The sequence below is a fragment of the Paenibacillus sp. J31P190 genome (genome assembly GCF_059692075.1).
Window position 1 is genome coordinate 1 of record NZ_JCAUAS010000028.1, and the last position, 16,075, is coordinate 16,075.

Annotated in this window: 17 protein-coding genes; all 17 read right to left on the reverse strand. The window is 46.9% G+C overall.

The window, feature by feature from the left end; all coding sequences use genetic code 11:
- Positions 1-320: 320 nt before the first annotated feature.
- Positions 321-1,817, reverse strand: coding sequence for a lysine--tRNA ligase (lysS, locus tag AC58U0_RS31400; RefSeq protein ID WP_497382736.1), 1,497 nt, complete (start codon positions 1,815-1,817; stop codon positions 321-323).
- 87 nt (positions 1,818-1,904) lie between these two features.
- The gene (gene greA, locus AC58U0_RS31405; RefSeq protein WP_029197805.1) at positions 1,905-2,381 is read right to left on the reverse strand and encodes a transcription elongation factor GreA; all 477 of its coding nucleotides are present in this window, start codon (positions 2,379-2,381) and stop codon (positions 1,905-1,907) included.
- 221 nt (positions 2,382-2,602) lie between these two features.
- Entirely contained in the window at positions 2,603-3,619 is a 1,017-nt protein-coding gene (gene dusB / locus AC58U0_RS31410; protein ID WP_497382737.1) for a tRNA dihydrouridine synthase DusB, read from the reverse strand.
- 17 nt (positions 3,620-3,636) lie between these two features.
- Positions 3,637-3,849, reverse strand: coding sequence for a helix-turn-helix domain-containing protein (locus AC58U0_RS31415; RefSeq protein WP_047682939.1), 213 nt, complete (start codon positions 3,847-3,849; stop codon positions 3,637-3,639).
- On the reverse strand, positions 3,831-4,346 hold the full coding sequence (gene folK, locus AC58U0_RS31420; RefSeq protein WP_307436240.1) for a 2-amino-4-hydroxy-6-hydroxymethyldihydropteridine diphosphokinase: 516 nt from the start codon (positions 4,344-4,346) through the stop codon (positions 3,831-3,833). The genes AC58U0_RS31415 and folK overlap by 19 nt, the downstream gene beginning before the upstream one ends.
- Complete coding sequence (folB, locus tag AC58U0_RS31425) at positions 4,343-4,711, reverse strand: dihydroneopterin aldolase (RefSeq protein ID WP_057303848.1); 369 nt, start codon at positions 4,709-4,711, stop codon at positions 4,343-4,345. The genes folK and folB overlap by 4 nt, the downstream gene beginning before the upstream one ends.
- Positions 4,712-4,728: 17 nt before the next feature.
- Positions 4,729-5,553: a dihydropteroate synthase gene (gene folP / locus AC58U0_RS31430; RefSeq protein ID WP_497382738.1), complete on the reverse strand. Its 825-nt coding sequence runs from the start codon at positions 5,551-5,553 to the stop codon at positions 4,729-4,731.
- Between the two features lie 29 nt (positions 5,554-5,582).
- Complete coding sequence (pabC, locus tag AC58U0_RS31435; RefSeq protein ID WP_497382739.1) at positions 5,583-6,440, reverse strand: aminodeoxychorismate lyase; 858 nt, start codon at positions 6,438-6,440, stop codon at positions 5,583-5,585.
- Between the two features lie 3 nt (positions 6,441-6,443).
- Positions 6,444-7,025 carry an aminodeoxychorismate/anthranilate synthase component II gene (gene pabA / locus AC58U0_RS31440; RefSeq protein WP_497382740.1) on the reverse strand — a complete coding sequence of 194 codons (582 nt, stop codon included), beginning with the start codon at positions 7,023-7,025 and terminating at the stop codon, positions 6,444-6,446.
- Positions 7,026-7,058: 33 nt separating this feature from the next.
- The gene (locus AC58U0_RS31445) at positions 7,059-8,618 is read right to left on the reverse strand and encodes an anthranilate synthase component I family protein (RefSeq protein WP_497382741.1); all 1,560 of its coding nucleotides are present in this window, start codon (positions 8,616-8,618) and stop codon (positions 7,059-7,061) included.
- Between the two features lie 116 nt (positions 8,619-8,734).
- Entirely contained in the window at positions 8,735-9,676 is a 942-nt protein-coding gene (gene cysK / locus AC58U0_RS31450; protein WP_057303843.1) for a cysteine synthase A, read from the reverse strand.
- A 111-nt stretch (positions 9,677-9,787) separates the two neighbouring features.
- Positions 9,788-10,729: a peptidyl-prolyl cis-trans isomerase gene (locus AC58U0_RS31455; protein WP_497382742.1), complete on the reverse strand. Its 942-nt coding sequence runs from the start codon at positions 10,727-10,729 to the stop codon at positions 9,788-9,790.
- Positions 10,730-10,773: 44 nt separating this feature from the next.
- Positions 10,774-11,640, reverse strand: coding sequence for an Hsp33 family molecular chaperone HslO (gene hslO, locus AC58U0_RS31460; RefSeq protein ID WP_497382743.1), 867 nt, complete (start codon positions 11,638-11,640; stop codon positions 10,774-10,776).
- Positions 11,641-11,663: 23 nt separating this feature from the next.
- The gene (locus AC58U0_RS31465; protein ID WP_047682965.1) at positions 11,664-12,428 is read right to left on the reverse strand and encodes a type III pantothenate kinase; all 765 of its coding nucleotides are present in this window, start codon (positions 12,426-12,428) and stop codon (positions 11,664-11,666) included.
- Positions 12,425-13,294 carry a carboxylating nicotinate-nucleotide diphosphorylase gene (gene nadC, locus AC58U0_RS31470; protein WP_497382744.1) on the reverse strand — a complete coding sequence of 290 codons (870 nt, stop codon included), beginning with the start codon at positions 13,292-13,294 and terminating at the stop codon, positions 12,425-12,427. Before nadC ends, AC58U0_RS31465 begins: the two co-directional genes overlap by 4 nt.
- A 1-nt stretch (position 13,295) precedes the next feature.
- Positions 13,296-14,906, reverse strand: coding sequence for an L-aspartate oxidase (gene nadB / locus AC58U0_RS31475; protein ID WP_497382745.1), 1,611 nt, complete (start codon positions 14,904-14,906; stop codon positions 13,296-13,298).
- A 120-nt stretch (positions 14,907-15,026) separates the two neighbouring features.
- The gene (gene nadA, locus AC58U0_RS31480) at positions 15,027-15,965 is read right to left on the reverse strand and encodes a quinolinate synthase NadA (protein WP_057303838.1); all 939 of its coding nucleotides are present in this window, start codon (positions 15,963-15,965) and stop codon (positions 15,027-15,029) included.
- Positions 15,966-16,075: the final 110 nt, after the last annotated feature.

Consider the following 16,075-nt stretch of genomic DNA (forward strand, 5'->3'; position numbering starts at 1 on the left):
TTTGAAAGCTTAATTGCTCATTTGCGTTGCTAGCGAGATTTTGCAATCTCTTTTTTGAACGATTTCTCGTTCGTGCTTACTCACTCGTTGTTCAGTTTTCAAAGATCAATTCCTCTTGTTCAACCCGCCCTCTTTCGAAAGCCGGAAGACCAATATACCATACCGAGAATTACTTTGCAACTTATTTTTATAAGTTGTTTTTGTTAAGCTCTTTGTTGTCTCAGCGGCAACTTTTATAAGATACCACAGACGCTATGAACATTGCAAGTGCTATTTTAAAAAGTTTCGAGACACTGATAGGTGCCTCGAAACGCAAGCCATTATTCACCTTGACGTTCCCGCATAAGCGGAAACAGCAGTACATCACGAATGGATGGTGCATTCGTCAATAGCATAACCAAACGGTCAATTCCTATTCCTAAACCACCTGTTGGAGGCATGCCATATTCAAGTGCACGAATGAAGTCCTCATCCATCTCATGTGCCTCGTCATTGCCTTGCTCTTTCTCACGCAGCTGAGCTTCAAAACGCTCTCTTTGATCGATAGGATCGTTAAGCTCCGTAAATGCATTGGCATGCTCACGCGCTACGATAAAGAGTTCGAAGCGATCCGTGAAGCGCGGATCCTCGGGGTTCTTTTTGGCAAGCGGCGAAATTTCTAAAGGGTGTCCGTAAATAAAAGTTGGCTGAATCAAAGTCTCTTCTACGAATGTTTCAAAGAATTGATTCACGATATGACCGAATGTCATATGAGGCTCAACTTGTACATGATGCTCTTTGGCCAAGCGATGAGCTTCCTCGTTCGACATGTGCACGCTAAAGTCTACGCCCTTAACTTCTTTAATGGCATCTACCATGGATACACGTCTCCAGCCAACAGCTAGATTAACCTCGTGATCGCCATATGGAACCGTTGTACCACCAAGAACCTCTTGCGCAATATGTGCAATAAGCTCCTCCGTAAGCTTCATGATGTCTTTATAGTCAGCGTAGGCCTCATAAAGTTCAATCATCGTAAACTCCGGATTGTGACGCGTAGAGATACCTTCATTACGGTATACACGCCCAATTTCGTACACTTTTTCTAATCCACCAACGATCAAACGCTTTAGATGAAGCTCAATCGCAATACGCATATGCAGCTGCATGTCTAGAGCATTATGATGTGTGTTAAAAGGACGTGCAGATGCTCCGCCAGCTACGGAGTGTAACGTTGGTGTCTCCACTTCTAAATAGCCCAGAGAATCCAAGTACCGACGCATGGACTGAATAATACGGGAACGAAGAATAAATGTCTGCTGCACATCTTGATTCATAATCAAATCAACATAACGTTGACGATAGCGCAGTTCCACATCACTAAGACCATGGAATTTATCCGGCAGCGGAAGCAAGGATTTGGTCAAAACCTCAAGCGATTTCACTTTAATAGAAGTTTCACCGGTTTTTGTTTTGAAAACAACACCCTGAACCCCAACCATATCGCCTAGATCCAGAAGATCAAAGGCTTGGTATTTGTTTGCGTCTAGCGCATCTTCACGCACATAGATTTGAATTTTGCCTGTAATGTCTTGAAGATGTGCGAAGCTGGCTTTACCCATGCCTCTTTTTTGCATAATACGTCCGGCAATACTGACCTCATGTTGTTCAGCATCCAACTCTTCTTTGGTTTTATCTTGGTAGGCTGTAAGGATTTCTTTGGTTGAATGCGTCCTTACGTATTTGCTACCAAACGGATCGACTCCTAGACCGCGAAGCTCGTCCAATTTATTACGGCGAATGACGAGCAATTCGTTCAATTCCAATTCCTGGCTCATGCTTTCATCTCCTACTTATTAGTAAAGGGTGCTAAAACCGGAAAAAAGCTTCCGAAAGGAAGCTTTCCAAAGGAATGCGGCTGCACGCTACTTTTTAATATCAATAATTTGATACTGAATGACGCCAGCAGGAACGGTAACGTCAACGTTCGCGCCCCTTTGTTTACCTAAAATAGCTCTACCTACAGGGCTTTCATTGGAAATCTTATTCATCAACGGATCGGATTCCGCCGTACCTACGATGTTATATTCAACCAAATCACCGAATTCTAAATCCTTCAGCGTTACGATTGAGCCAACACTCACGGTGTTGGTATCGACATCATCGTTATTAATAATACGCGCATTGCGCAGCAATTTTTCTAAAGTAATGATTCTGCCTTCAATAAAAGCTTGTTCGTTCTTCGCGTCTTCGTACTCTGAGTTCTCACTGATATCGCCATATCCGATGGCAACCTTGATTCTCTCAGCCACTTCCCGGCGCTTCACTGATTTCAGATGCTCAAGCTCATCTTCGAGCTTTCTTAAACCTTCTGGTGTAAGAATGACCTCTTTTTCAGCCATTTCCAACTGATCTCCCGTCATGTGAAAGATTTTCATATCGTTGAATCGATGCTTCCTGCTAGGAGTTGGGTCTTAAAAGAGCTGATTCAAGTAGTATGAATTCACGTTTCTTAAATAAGTTAGTTGCTCGTTTGTCTTTCAATATATGCAGGAACACATTAATATTGACTGATTATATTGCAACGGTTTCAAAATGTCAATCTCAACCATAGCTGCATTTTTTATTGAAGTACGGCTGATTCTTCATTCGTAGGTGATGAGGAATGCGCATATAGATGCTCGACATAATCATTCAAAGCTCGCACCATTTCATCACGCTTCAACATCTCCATAAGAGCATCCTTCACACGAGCCGCCCCTGTCATGCCCTTAAGGTACCACGCCATGTGTTTGCGCATCTCTTTCACAGCAACATGCTCACCCTTTAGAGCAACAAGACGGTCCATGTGTAATATCGCGATACGGATCTTCTCATCCGGTGTCGGCTCCGGCGGTAATTCACCATTAGCAAGGTATTGCACGGTACGGTAAAGCATCCAAGGGTTGCCCAAGGCGCCGCGTCCAATCATCACGCCATCTACACCCGTATGGTCTAACATGCGTTTAGCATCCTCAGGTGTTACAACATCACCGTTCCCAATAACGGGAATAGACAGAGCTTGCTTGACATCACGAATGATGTCCCAATCTGCTTTACCTGTATAAAGCTGCTCCCGCGTACGCCCGTGGACGCTTACAGCGCTGCCACCGCCTCTTTCGACAGCTTTAGCATTTTCTATCGCATAAATGTGCTCGGAATCCCAGCCGATACGCATCTTCACAGTTACAGGTTTGCTTACTGCCGCAACAACGGTCGCGATCATTTCTTCAATTTTCTCAGGTTGGAGCAGCCATCTCGCACCCGCATCACACTTTGTGATTTTCGGTACTGGACAGCCCATATTTATATCAATAATGTCTGCATTCGTCTGTTGGTCAACGATTCTAGCCGCTTGCACTAGCGTTTCGGTATCGCCACCAAAGATTTGCAGACTTAGCGGTTTTTCTCGATCATCAACATAAAGCATTTCCATCGAGCGGGAATTCCCGTGAACAATGGCTTTATCACTAACCATTTCTGCACAGACTAAACCTGTACCAAATTCTTTGGCTATGAGTCGGAACGCAGGGTTACAAACGCCCGCCATTGGGGCAAGCACGACTTTATTGGGAGCTTCGACATTTCCTATTTTCAGCACCGAAGATTCCACTCCTCTCATCTCGCAACCGTTGCGACTAACTCATCCGGTTCAATATTTAGAACTTGCGAGATTTTATTTATTATTTTGGTATCCGGTTTACGGGTACCTCTTTCTATAGCACCTAAGATGGCAATCGACACACCGAGTAAATCAGCTAATTCGTTCTGAGTGTATCCTTTTAGCTTACGAAAAGCGCGTATACGCTGAGCTACTGAGCTTTTTTCCATAGGATGACGCCTTCCTTTCCTTCCAGTTTCTCCAAATGCGCGGAGATGAATTCAAATGCAGCATCTTGTCGCTTGTAGAGAACCTCAGTGAGAGGAACTAATACAAAAGCCCGCTCATGCATCCGCGGATGCGGAATGATCAAGTCGGGGGTTGTAAGCTGATGGTCGCCGTAAAGGAGTAAATCCAAATCGATCGTTCTCGGGCCCCAGCGCAAATCGCGCGTTCGACCCAGTCTTTTCTCGATGGCAAGCATAGTGAACAACAACTCTTCTGCAGGTAAAACGGTGATGATTTGAATAACCATATTAAGAAAAGCAGATTGATCTACATAGCCAACCGGTTCGGTTTCGTAGATGCTGGACAATCCAGTAACCGTTATGCCCGACTCCTGATTCAGCGCTGTAATCGCATCCTGCAAATAGTGTTCACGATCATCTATATTGGATCCCAATGCGACATAAGCTATCGTGCCTTGTTCTCGTTCTTCGGCTGTCATTCATTTGCCCGCTTTCGGTTAATCTCTACAGTTACCCCGTCAAAAAATACGGCAAAGGGCGGATGCGGCTTAATGACGCGAACCGTCACTTCATTGATACTAGTATAAGTATGCAGCAGCTCGGATGCAATATTTTCTGCTAAAGCTTCAATTAATTTATAAGTGCGGCCTTCCACAACCTCTTTGACTTTAAAAAATACTTCCCCATAATTAACCGTATCATCCAAATGATCCGACTTGCCGGGTTTGTCTAGCGGAAGCATAAACTCTACATCTACATAAAAGCGTTGACCGAGCTTATTCTCTTCCGGAAAAACACCATGATTACCAAAGAATTGCATGCGGGAGAGTGTTATTTTATCCAATGTAGGAACCTCCAAGTTTAGGTTAACTGCGAACGAATAATGGCATCTGTCATAACCGCTAAACGTTTCATCGCTTGAACATCGTGTACTCTGATCATCCCGCAGCCTTGGGCAATTCCAAGCGCCACAGTCGATGCTGTTCCTTCCAGACGTTCCTCAGGAGGCAGACCCAGTGTCAGGCCGATGACACTTTTGCGAGATGTGCCTAAAAGGACCGGATATCCGAGATCGACGATCGTACGCAGATGGTTCATAAGGAACAAGTTCTGTTCGTAGGTCTTAGCAAATCCGATGCCTGGGTCTAAAATAATACGCTCTTCCCGAACGCCAACTTCTCTGGCTTGATTCGCATAAAACTGTAAGTCGGTAGTAACGTCACGGAGAAAATCAGAATAGGTGGGGTTCGCACGATTATGCGTGATGATAAACGGACAATCGTAGCTGGCCGCTACCTCTGCCATTCGAACGTCGGCTTGGCCGCCCCATACATCGTTGATGATATGCGCCCCCGCTTCTAATGCTTGCTTCGCTACCTCCGCTTTGTAAGTATCTATAGAAATAGGAATGTTTACTTCCTTACTTATTGCTTCAATGACCGGAATAACCCTTTGCAATTCTTCATCTTGTGTGACCTTGGCAAAACCAGGTCGGGTCGATTCTCCCCCGATATCAATGATGTCGGCGCCTTCAGCTACCATTTGGCGAGCTCTGCGCACCGCATCCTCTACCCTTACGTAATTCCCACCGTCCGAGAAGGAGTCCGGAGTTACGTTTAATATGCCCATAATGATCGTTCGATCACCAATGGGCAGCTCATGTCCTCTACAGGATAACACTTTCATTACTGTTCACTTCCTGTTGCTATCAGATGTTAGTTATAAAGCTCACTAAATTGGCGAGTTATCGGACCTACGATGCCCTCTCCAACGACGTGAGATTGTCCACTCGGTGTAAACAGTGTCGTAATAGGTACGATCTCTTGTATGGAATTAACGATAAACACCTCGTCGGCCTCCATGAGATCTTCCCATCGATATAGGCCGCCCTGTGTTGGAATCTGCTGCTGCTGTGCCAGCTGTAACACATAAGCTCTTGTGATGCCAGGTAAGATGCCTGTATCCAGCGATGGCGTATAGCAGGCTCTATCCTTTATGAAAAAGATGTTGCTCACGATACCCTCAGCTACGTAACCTTCTTCGGTCAGCATCAGGCCTTCTGCGCCAGCTGCCCAGTCATACTGCTGCAGCTCTCTTTTAGCAAGGATATTATTCATATAGTGAAAGGACTTGAAGCGGTATAAACCTTCCGGCGTATTACGAGGCAGCTTCAGCAGCTGCAGCGCTTTGCCCTGTGTATAGATCTGCTCGTCCCTTGGTGGAAGCGGCTTGATGTATATGATCTCTGTTGGGTTTTGATAGACGTCTGATGGCAGCCCAAGGATATCAACTCCGGCCGAAACGGAGTAGCGGATATACGCATCCTCTAGGTTATTGGCTTTAAGCAGCTCATCAATCAGACGCTGAATGTGTGCAAGGTCCGGCTCATAGCCAATCCCAAGCTCACGGCAGCCCTCTGTTAGACGCCGAAGATGCTCGGGCAGCAGGAACGGTTCTTTCTTATAGGTGCGAAATGTCTCAAAAAGGCCGAGGCCGTAAAGAAAGCCGTGATCGTAAACCGAGACCACAGCTTCCTTATCATTTGTTAGAATCCCATTGACACTAATAATCATAGATTAAACTCCCGCTTTGGCTGTACGGCGAAGAAAATTCCGCAGGATCTGATGACCGTGCTGTGTAATGATAGATTCTGGGTGGAACTGCACGCCTTCAATCGGATATTCCTTATGACGCAATGCCATAATTTCACCCTCAGCTGTACGCGCACTAACTTCCAAGCAATCAGGCAGCGTCTCGGCTTTGACGATTAAGGAATGATACCGAGTCGCTATAAAAGGGGATGGAAGCCCCTCGAATAATGTTTTACCATCATGGAAAATCTCTGAGGTTTTACCATGCATTAATCGCTCTGCGCGAATGACGTCGCCGCCAAAAGCTTGACCAATCGATTGATGGCCTAGACAGACGCCGAAGATGGGGATTTTACCCTTGAAATGGTCGATAAGTGATAAGCTAATTCCGGCTTCATTCGGCGTGCAAGGACCCGGAGATACTAAAATATGATCCGGCGCCAAGGCCTCAACGCCAGCTAAATCAATTTCGTCATTACGACGAACGATGACTTCTTCACCGATCTCCCCCAAATATTGGACGAGGTTGTACGTAAACGAATCATAATTATCAATCACTAAAATCATTCTAAGCTCCCCTTTCGTCAGCCCTGCTAGGGCTTAAGCTCGGCTCATGCTCCGCTCGCTATATTCTATCGCTTTCCACATCGCTTTGGCTTTATTCAAGGATTCAATGTACTCACGTTCAGGTATGGAATCAATGACGATGCCTGCCCCTGCTTGAATGTGGCCCATCCCTTGAACAGCTACCAGCGTGCGTATAATTATATTAAATTCCATATTCCCATTATAGTCAATCCATCCCATGGATCCTGTATAGGGTCCGCGGCGAACCGGCTCTAATTCTTCAATAATTTCCATGGTGCGAATCTTCGGAGCGCCTGTGATCGTGCCTCCAGGGAAGGTCGCCGCAATGACGTCATAGGCATCCTTCCCCTCTGCGAGCTCGCCGACGACTTCCGAGACGATATGCATCACATGGGAGTAGTATTCGATGACCATGAAGTCTTTCACGTGGACGGAGCCGTACTTCGAGATGCGGCCAAGATCGTTGCGCTCGAGATCGACCAGCATGACGTGCTCGGCGCGCTCTTTGTCGTTGTCGATGAGCTCGCCGGCTAGGCGCAGGTCATCCTGCTCGTCCTTGCCGCGCGGGCGCGTGCCAGCGATAGGACGCGTCCGCAGGACGCCGTCCTCGAGCTGTACAAGCAGCTCCGGCGAGCCAGAGACGAGGGCGAAGCCTGCGAAGCGCAGCAAGCCCATATAAGGCGAGGGATTGACGATGCGCAGCGCCTCGTAGATCTCCTCCGGCGTCGTGCGCAGCTGCCGGCTCTGTCTAACGGACAAGTTGACTTGGAACACGTCACCTTGGGAAATGTAGGCTTGGATGCGCTGCACCGCCGCGATGTAGTCGGCTTTGCCGAAGGCAGGCTGGATGCCTGCGATGCTCTCGACGTCGATGTGCAGCTGCTCGTGCGTGATTGCCGGTTGGTCCACACCGCTCAGTTGCAAGCCTGACCAGCTGCTGGAGCGGACTGCATGCCAGCGAGCGAGCATCGCCTCAGCCTCAGCGTGCGCCTGTGCATAAAGCTGCCGGAGATAAGTGTCATCGGCCGCTCTGCTCTTCTCTAGCGGCATATGCACAGCAATGTACAGACTCTTATCGATATGATCCAAGGTCCAAACTTGATCATACATAGCGAAGCTATAATCCGGAATCGGCAGGTCATTTGCCGCTTGCTCCTGGAGTTTCTCAATGGTGCGGATCACATCATAGCTCCAGTAGCCTACACAGCCGCCAAGAAATTTAGGGGCTCCATCGACTTTGGGGCTATGATAAGCTGACATCCATTGCTTCACAATATCGAGCGGTTTGCCTTGCAAGCGTGAAACTTGAGGCTTGCCCTTATCAACTTGGTTGGTCATGCTCATTTCCGCATCCAAACCGTTTCCATGAATCGTAGAAAACGGCTGTAAACCGAAGCAAGTGTAACGCCCCCCTTTGCCGCTTTCCAGGACAAAGGAATCCGGCGCAGCTTCTTTCCACGCTTCTTGCCAAGAAGCGATCCGGTCGTCGGCAAGTCCCAGTTTAATGACATAAGGCAGCATCGTATACGTGGAGGACCAATTACGCCACTGCTCTACTGTTGTTAGGATCATACTTGCCCTCCTTCCTGTGACATCCGATGATTAGTTGTCCATTAGTATACTCCAACCTTACACAGAAAAAAAGCCCCCAGCTGCAGCAGCTGGAGGCTCGTTCGTAGCAAGTAATCTTATTGCTCTTCGAATTGATACAATGGCGTAGAAAGGTAACGCTCACCGTTACTTGGAATCACAGCAACTACACGTTTGCCTGCGCCAAGTTCTTTAGCAACTTTAAGCGCTGCAAAAATCGCTGCACCGGAGGAGATACCACCAAGGATACCTTCTTCTTTGGCTACACGGCGTGAAGTTTCGAAAGCATCTTCGTTTTCTACGGCAATAATTTCGTCATAGATGCTTGTGTTCAGAATGTCTGGAACAAAGCCTGCGCCGATACCTTGAATTTTATGAGGACCTGGCTTACCACCGGAAAGTACCGGAGATGCAGCAGGTTCAATGGCATAAATCTTGATGTTCGGGAAGTTTTCTTTCAGTACGCCACCTGCGCCTGTAATTGTTCCGCCCGTACCGATACCCGCAATAAAAGCGTCCAATTTGCCATCGTGAGCATTAATCGCTTCAACGATTTCCGGACCTGTTGTTTCACGGTGGACTTTCACGTTTGCTAGGTTTTTGAATTGTTGCGGGATGAAGTAGGAAGGATTCTCTGCTTGAAGCTCCTCAGCACGTTTGATAGCGCCCTTCATTCCTTCTGCTCCAGGCGTCAGAACCAGCTGAGCCCCGTAAGCGCGAAGCAGGTTACGTCTTTCCAATGACATCGTTTCTGGCATAACCAGAATCGCCTTGTATCCTTTTGCAGCTGCTACTAAAGCTATTCCGATTCCTGTGTTACCGCTAGTCGGCTCAACAATCGTATCGCCTGGCTTCAATATACCTTCTTGCTCAGCTACTTCGATCATGGAGATGGCAATACGGTCTTTTACGCTGGCACCTGGATTTTGGTACTCAAGTTTCACATAAATCTCTGCGCTTCCTTCCGGAACAACGCGGTTCAAACGAACAAGCGGTGTATCGCCAATCAAATCCGTAATGCTTTGCACTAATCTTGCCATGCTATTTCCCCTCCAGGTTAAATAATCGATGATTTCCGAGTTAATTAGTCGGTATTAATACATTCATCTTATCAATGCACTTACTGGTTGTCAACCATATTTTCCAGAATGTCAACGCAATTGAGGGTCAAGAATGCTAACCTTCCATTTTCCTCGAAGCTGCTGCACATAATCCTTAAGAGGTGGTGCTTCTTGAAGCGCTAGCTCTCTCCGCACATTTTCTCGAACGAAAGCAAGATCTGGATTTACTTTCTCTCGCCGATTTTTCAGCTTCACAATCGCGAATCCTTGTGGCAGAGGGACAGGCTTACTCACTTCTCCAACCTTCAGTTGTTTCGCCGTCTCAAGAACAGGAGCAGCAACAAAAGGATCGTCTCCTTCAATCCAACCCAAATCACCGCCGGAGTTATTGGTTGCATCATCCAGGGAACGATCTCTGGCAAGGGTCGCAAAATTCTCTCCTTTCGCCAGTTCCGCAATGACTTTATTCGCTTGATCCTTGGTTGACACGATAATCTGAAGAATATTATATTCGGTATCTTGCTTGAATTCATCGGCGTGCGTCTTCATATAGTCTTCTACCTGAGCATCCGTTATCTGAATATGTTTGGTTGCGAGCTTCTCAAGTAACAATTTATTGGTTACATCTTCCTTGATTTCTTGCTCTGACAAACCTAACTGATTTTGCATGGATGCATAAAATTGTTGCTCACTCTCATAACCTTGCTGCATCCGTTTCAACTCACGGTTAATCTCCGCGCTTCCAATCGTAGTCCCTGTCTCGTTGCCTTCCAGACGTATCACTTCACGATCCAACATTTGACCCAGCAGTTCTGCCCCATAATGACGTTCAAGAGCTGTTTGAAGCTCCAGAATGGTCATATCACGATTTCCAACTTTGGCGACTACCCGATCATTCTTCTGCTCACCCTGTTTCTCAGGTTCTGGTGGTTGACTTGGTTCTGATTGGTTTATGGTATGGGTGAACAGCAAGGATGCGAGCACGAGATTACCTACAGCCATCACGATAATGACTCCCCACAATCGCTTCACGTTTGCATCCTGACTCCCTCTTTACATCTATAATGCTGCTTGCTCTATAATTCAATCATTCGTTTCAAATCATCTTCGTTAAACCGATAAGCTTCATTGCAGAAATGACAAACGACCTCAGCAAACCCTTCATCTTCAAGAATTTCTTGCAGCTCTGTCTTCCCTAAGGAAATAAGCGTTGTTTCAACTCTTTCACGACTGCATTTACAGCGGAACATGACATCCATCTGATCAAGCTTCTGGAAAGATGGTAGTACGGTTTGAAGGATTTCTTCTAAGTTCAAACCCCCGCCGAGCATGTTTGTGAAGGATGGAATGCGAGCGAGCATCCCTTCAATGTCCCCAATTTCATCATTTGTTAATCCTGGGAGCAATTGAATAACGAATCCGCCTGAAGCCAGAATGGAGTGATCCGTATTTACCAATACCCCTAGCGCAACTGCTGACGGCGTTTGTTCAGACATGGCAAAATAATACGTGAAATCTTCTGCCAACTCTCCTGAAATGAGAGGAACGCTGCCTTTATAAGGCTCTTTCATGCCTAAATCTTTGGTTATGTACAAAAATCCATCCGTTCCGACTGCAGCAGCAACATCTAGCTTGCCATTCTCCTTAAGGGGAGGATCGACTAACGGATTATCAACATAACCGCGTGCCTCGCCCTTCGCATTAGCATCGACCACGATTTGACCGATGGGTCCATCGCCTTTAACTTGAACAATCAGATGCTCTTCACCCTTGAGCATGGCTGCAATGAGAAGTCCCGCAGCTGCCGTTCTTCCTAATGCTGCCGTGGCTGTTGGTGTGGTTTGGTGTCTTCGGCTAAGCTCTTCTGTGAGGACAGTCGTTTCCACGGCAAAAGCGCGAACTTTTCCGCCCAGCGCTGTTCCTCGAATCAAATAATCGCCCATGTTAAATCCTTTCCTTAAACAGCTTATGCATTTTTCTCATAAATCATTTGTAGACCTTGCAAAGTAAGCAGTGGGTTGACGATCTGAATGGTACGAGATTCACTGGAAATCAACTCCGCTAGACCACCCGTAGCAATAACTGTCGGATTGACATTAAATTCTTGAATAACACGTTCAACAATCCCATCAACTTGGCCTACATAGCCGAAAATAATCCCTGCCTGCATCGCCGCTACGGTATTACGACCGACGACACTCTTCGGCTTAACCAGCTCGATGCGCGGCAGCTTCGCCGCCTTTTGATATAAGGCTTCCGTTGAGATCCCGATTCCTGGTGCAATCGCGCAACCAACAAGCTGCTGGGAAGGATCGATGTAGTCGTATGTGGTAGCCGTCCCGAAATCAACAATGATACAAGGCGCCCCGTACAGCTCAAGAGCCGCCACAGCATTTACAATGCGATCAGCACCGACCTCTTTGGGATTGTCTACACGCACATTCAATCCTGTCTTAATGCCAGGACCAACGATGAATGGGGTCCTTTTCAAATAGTGTAAGCAAAGGTTTTCCATTACATTCATAAGCGGAGGAACAACGGAGGAGACAATGACACCTTCCACCTGTGTAAATGAGATGCCCGAGTGTTGAAATAGGCTATGCAGCTGCATCCCATACTCATCGACTGTCGCTGAACGGTTCGTACTAACCCGCCAGTGATGAAGGAGCGTTCGCTCTTGATAAAGTCCGAGCACAATGTTCGTATTCCCAACATCGATAACGAGAATCATAGTGCCGTCTCCTTCCGCTCATTCAAGTCCAATGAGATATCTAGCGCTGCAACCGAATACGTCAAGCGCCCAACGGAAATCACATCAACGCCCGTTTCCGCCATCGCTTTAATCGTCTGAGGTGTCACAGAGCCTGAACCCTCTACTACAATATGCGGCGCTTTACTTTTAATTATGGAAACTGCTTCTTTCATCTTCGCAGGAATCATATTATCGAGCATGATGATATCCGCACCAGCCGCTAATGCTTCGTGCAATTGGTCAAAATTCTCGACCTCCACCTCGATCTTCATCGTGTGGGGGATCTGCTGCCGAGCCGCTTGTATAGCTTGTGTAATGCCGCCTGAACCTTTAATATGGTTGTCTTTAATCATCACAGCATCGTAGAGTCCAAATCGGTGATTATGACCTCCACCAACTCGTACAGCATACTTCTCAAGCAATCTGTGTCCCGGAGTCGTCTTCCGTGTATCGACAAGTCTAGTCGGCACGCCTTCTAAAGCATCGACAAACTCACGTGTTTTGGTTGCAATTCCAGATAATCGCTGCATCAAATTAAGGCTTAATCGTTCACCTAGCAGAATACTGCGCGTATTGCCTTCCACTTCAGCTAGTATGGTCCCTTTATAAACAGACGATCCTTCAACTACTTTAGTTTCAAAACGAAGAGAAGTATCAACCACAGTAAAAACTTCCTGGGCGATTCGGAGTCCACAGACTATTCCGTCTTCTTTGACGTGGATAATCCCTTTGGACGCATGTTCCAAAGGGATCGTTGTCAGAGTCGTGACATCGCCGGTTCCAATATCCTCTTCCAGCCAAAGCCGAATATGTTTACGAATGAGTTCCATATTTAAATCCAGCATATTAAATCCACTCCTCAATGCTATCTTCCCCGCGCTTAAAAACAATATGCTTCTTCCATGCTTGATCATCCCGTTCAGCGAAATCTTCCCGGTAATGACCGCCACGACTTTCCTCCCGCGCTAGAGCCGCTGTTGTCGTTAGAAGCGCACAGTTAAGTAAATTCGCAAACTCATAATCTTCACGTTTCGTCATCAAAGAACCGAAGATAGAGAGTTGTCTTGCCAATTCGTCATACCCTTTTTGCAAGCCTTTGGCTGAACGTTTCAGTCCCGCGTAACGCAGCATAACCTTCTGCAGCTTAAGCTTTTTCTCGACAACGGCTTGATTCGGGATTTCCGTTCTTGGCGCTTTGGATTCAGCACGTATTTGAATGTTGCCTTCCAAAGGCGCGAGCTCCTGAATCCGTTCGATGATTCTTCTACCGAACACAATAGCTTCAGATAGGGAGTTACTGGCTAATCGATTAGCGCCATGTACACCTGTAGAGGACACTTCCCCACAAGCGAAAAGACGGCGGATGATCGTTTCTCCGTGTAGATCTGTCTTGACACCGCCCATCATATAATGAGCTGCGGGAGCAACCGGAATCCAGTCGGTGCTCATATCTAGACCGTAATTGAGGCAATATTCATATATCGTCGGGAATCGATGTTTAATTAACTCTTCGGATTCGTGCGTAATGTCGATATAGACGAAGGTCGATTTGCAATTCTCCATCTCGTCGACGATGGCACGGGCCACGACATCCCTAGGCGCTAGCTCAAGCTGGGGGTGGTAACGCTCCATGAAGCGCTCCCCCTTGATGTTACGCAGATAAGCCCCCTCGCCGCGCACCGCTTCCGAGATCAGGAAGCGCGGAGCACCAGGGTAGCAAAGCGCCGTAGGGTGGAATTGAATGAATTCCACGTCCTGAATTTGCGCACCGGCGCGGTGAGCAATCGCTATTCCATCGCCTGTGGCGATGTCAGGATTCGTTGTGTAGCGGAACAGCTGTCCCGCACCACCGGAGCAAAGGATCGTAGCATTGCCGCGCACAAATACGCGCTGACCGCTTGGTTTCTGCACAAGAGCGCCGTAGCATTCGCCATCCTGGGTGATCAGGTCGATCACGAAGTGATCGTCCCAGATCTCAATGTTCGGATCTTGCTTCGTGCGTTCCGAAAGAGCTCGTACAATTTCAGCGCCTGTGGCGTCGCCATGCGCATGCAAGATGCGGCGTTGACTATGCGCTCCCTCTTTGGTCAAAGCAAACTCCCCGTTCTCGAGATCGAACTGGGTACCCATCCGAATGAGATCCTGAACGCCGTTGGGGCCTTCATGAACGAGAACGTCAACGGCCTCCGGCGAACATAGTCCCGCACCTGCTATCAGGGTATCCTGCATATGATATTCCGGCGAATCCTCGTCCGATATAACAGCAGCAATTCCGCCTTGCGCATAGCGCGTGTTGCTGTCGAGGAGCGATTTCTTCGTAATCATCAGCACTTTCTTATTTTCACTAGCGCGAAGAGCAGTGAATAAACCTGCAATGCCCGCGCCAATCACAATAACATCTGTATGTACATGAGGAATGGAATCTAAATCTACATCTACGAGGTATCTAGGAATCATGCCGTTTCACCTGTTCTTCACCATTAATTGCTCGCAAAGCAAACGGTATCCGATGGATTATTCGAATACAGGAATGCTTCGCGAGGGTACCCTGCCTATTAAACAAGAGAGTAGCGCATGCTACTTTACTTGTAACATGCGCTCTAAGGACAATCTTGCTTTATTGGCTACATCTTCTGGCACATAAATCTCTGGTTGCATCGTTTCAAGACATTTCACAATTTTCTTCAAATTGTTTACTTTCATATTCGGGCATACCAAGTATTTGGTTGCAAAATGGAACTGTTTATCAGGACTGTCCAGACGAAGCTGATAGCCCGTTCCATCTTCCGTTCCAACGATAAACTCTTTGCAATCGGACTCTTTGCAATATTTGATAATTGCTGTTGTACTTCCGACGAAATCTCCCAGTTTAACAACTTCTGGACGACATTCTGGATGAACAACGAACTGAGCATTCGGGTATTGGGCTCTCATTTCTTCCACATCTTTAACGGTCAGCATATCATGTGTATTGCAATAGCCTTCCCAGATGATCACTTTTTTGCTTGTGAATTTTGATACATAGTCGCCCAAATTTTTATCCGGCACCCAGATGATCTCATCTGAATCGACGGAATTGATAACATTGATAGCATTTGCCGAAGTACAGCAAATATCTGTTTCTGATTTCACATCAGCAGATGTATTAATGTAAGCAACAACTTTAGCATTAGGATGCTGGCGTTTCAAAGCACGTAGACCTTCTACATTCACCATATCCGCCATCGGGCAGCCTGCACGTTCGTCAGGAATAATGACTGTTTTGTTAGGAGCAAGAATCTTAGCACTTTCCCCCATGAAATGTACGCCACAGAATACAATCACATCAGCATCGGTTTGCGCTGCCTTCTGCGCAAGCAGAAAGGAATCCCCCCGGAAATCGGCAACCTCTTGAACTTCGTCACGTTGATAATAATGAGCAAGAATAATAGCATTCCGTTCTTTCTTTAGCTGCAGCAACCGTTCCTTGAGTTCGCGGTTCTGCTCCGCTTTGCGTTCTAATGCTAGAGCTTCCATGGTGCTTCCTCCCCTGTCTGGGACGTAAAATGTACTTCTTGTCTATCTAAAAATAGGATTAACAATAGTATGTTCTAATCGTAATAAAATTAGAGATTTACAACTAATTT

Bases quoted from the DNA above. Each gene is read 5' to 3' on its own strand.
- lysS (WP_497382736.1), bottom strand. From the start codon at position 1,817: ATGAGCCAGGAATTGGAATTGAACGAATTGCTCGTCATTCGCCGTAAT.
- greA (WP_029197805.1), bottom strand. From the start codon at position 2,381: ATGGCTGAAAAAGAGGTCATTCTTACACCAGAAGGTTTAAGAAAGCTC.
- AC58U0_RS31415 (WP_047682939.1), bottom strand. From the start codon at position 3,849: ATGGAAAAAAGCTCAGTAGCTCAGCGTATACGCGCTTTTCGTAAGCTA.
- folK (WP_307436240.1), bottom strand. From the start codon at position 4,346: ATGACAGCCGAAGAACGAGAACAAGGCACGATAGCTTATGTCGCATTG.
- folP (WP_497382738.1), bottom strand. From the start codon at position 5,553: ATGAAAGTGTTATCCTGTAGAGGACATGAGCTGCCCATTGGTGATCGA.
- pabC (WP_497382739.1), bottom strand. From the start codon at position 6,440: ATGATTATTAGTGTCAATGGGATTCTAACAAATGATAAGGAAGCTGTG.
- pabA (WP_497382740.1), bottom strand. From the start codon at position 7,025: ATGATTTTAGTGATTGATAATTATGATTCGTTTACGTACAACCTCGTC.
- AC58U0_RS31445 (WP_497382741.1), bottom strand. From the start codon at position 8,618: ATGATCCTAACAACAGTAGAGCAGTGGCGTAATTGGTCCTCCACGTAT.
- cysK (WP_057303843.1), bottom strand. From the start codon at position 9,676: ATGGCAAGATTAGTGCAAAGCATTACGGATTTGATTGGCGATACACCG.
- hslO (WP_497382743.1), bottom strand. From the start codon at position 11,640: ATGGGCGATTATTTGATTCGAGGAACAGCGCTGGGCGGAAAAGTTCGC.
- AC58U0_RS31465 (WP_047682965.1), bottom strand. From the start codon at position 12,428: ATGATTCTCGTTATCGATGTTGGGAATACGAACATTGTGCTCGGACTT.
- nadC (WP_497382744.1), bottom strand. From the start codon at position 13,294: ATGCTGGATTTAAATATGGAACTCATTCGTAAACATATTCGGCTTTGG.
- nadB (WP_497382745.1), bottom strand. From the start codon at position 14,906: ATGATTCCTAGATACCTCGTAGATGTAGATTTAGATTCCATTCCTCAT.
- nadA (WP_057303838.1), bottom strand. From the start codon at position 15,965: ATGGAAGCTCTAGCATTAGAACGCAAAGCGGAGCAGAACCGCGAACTC.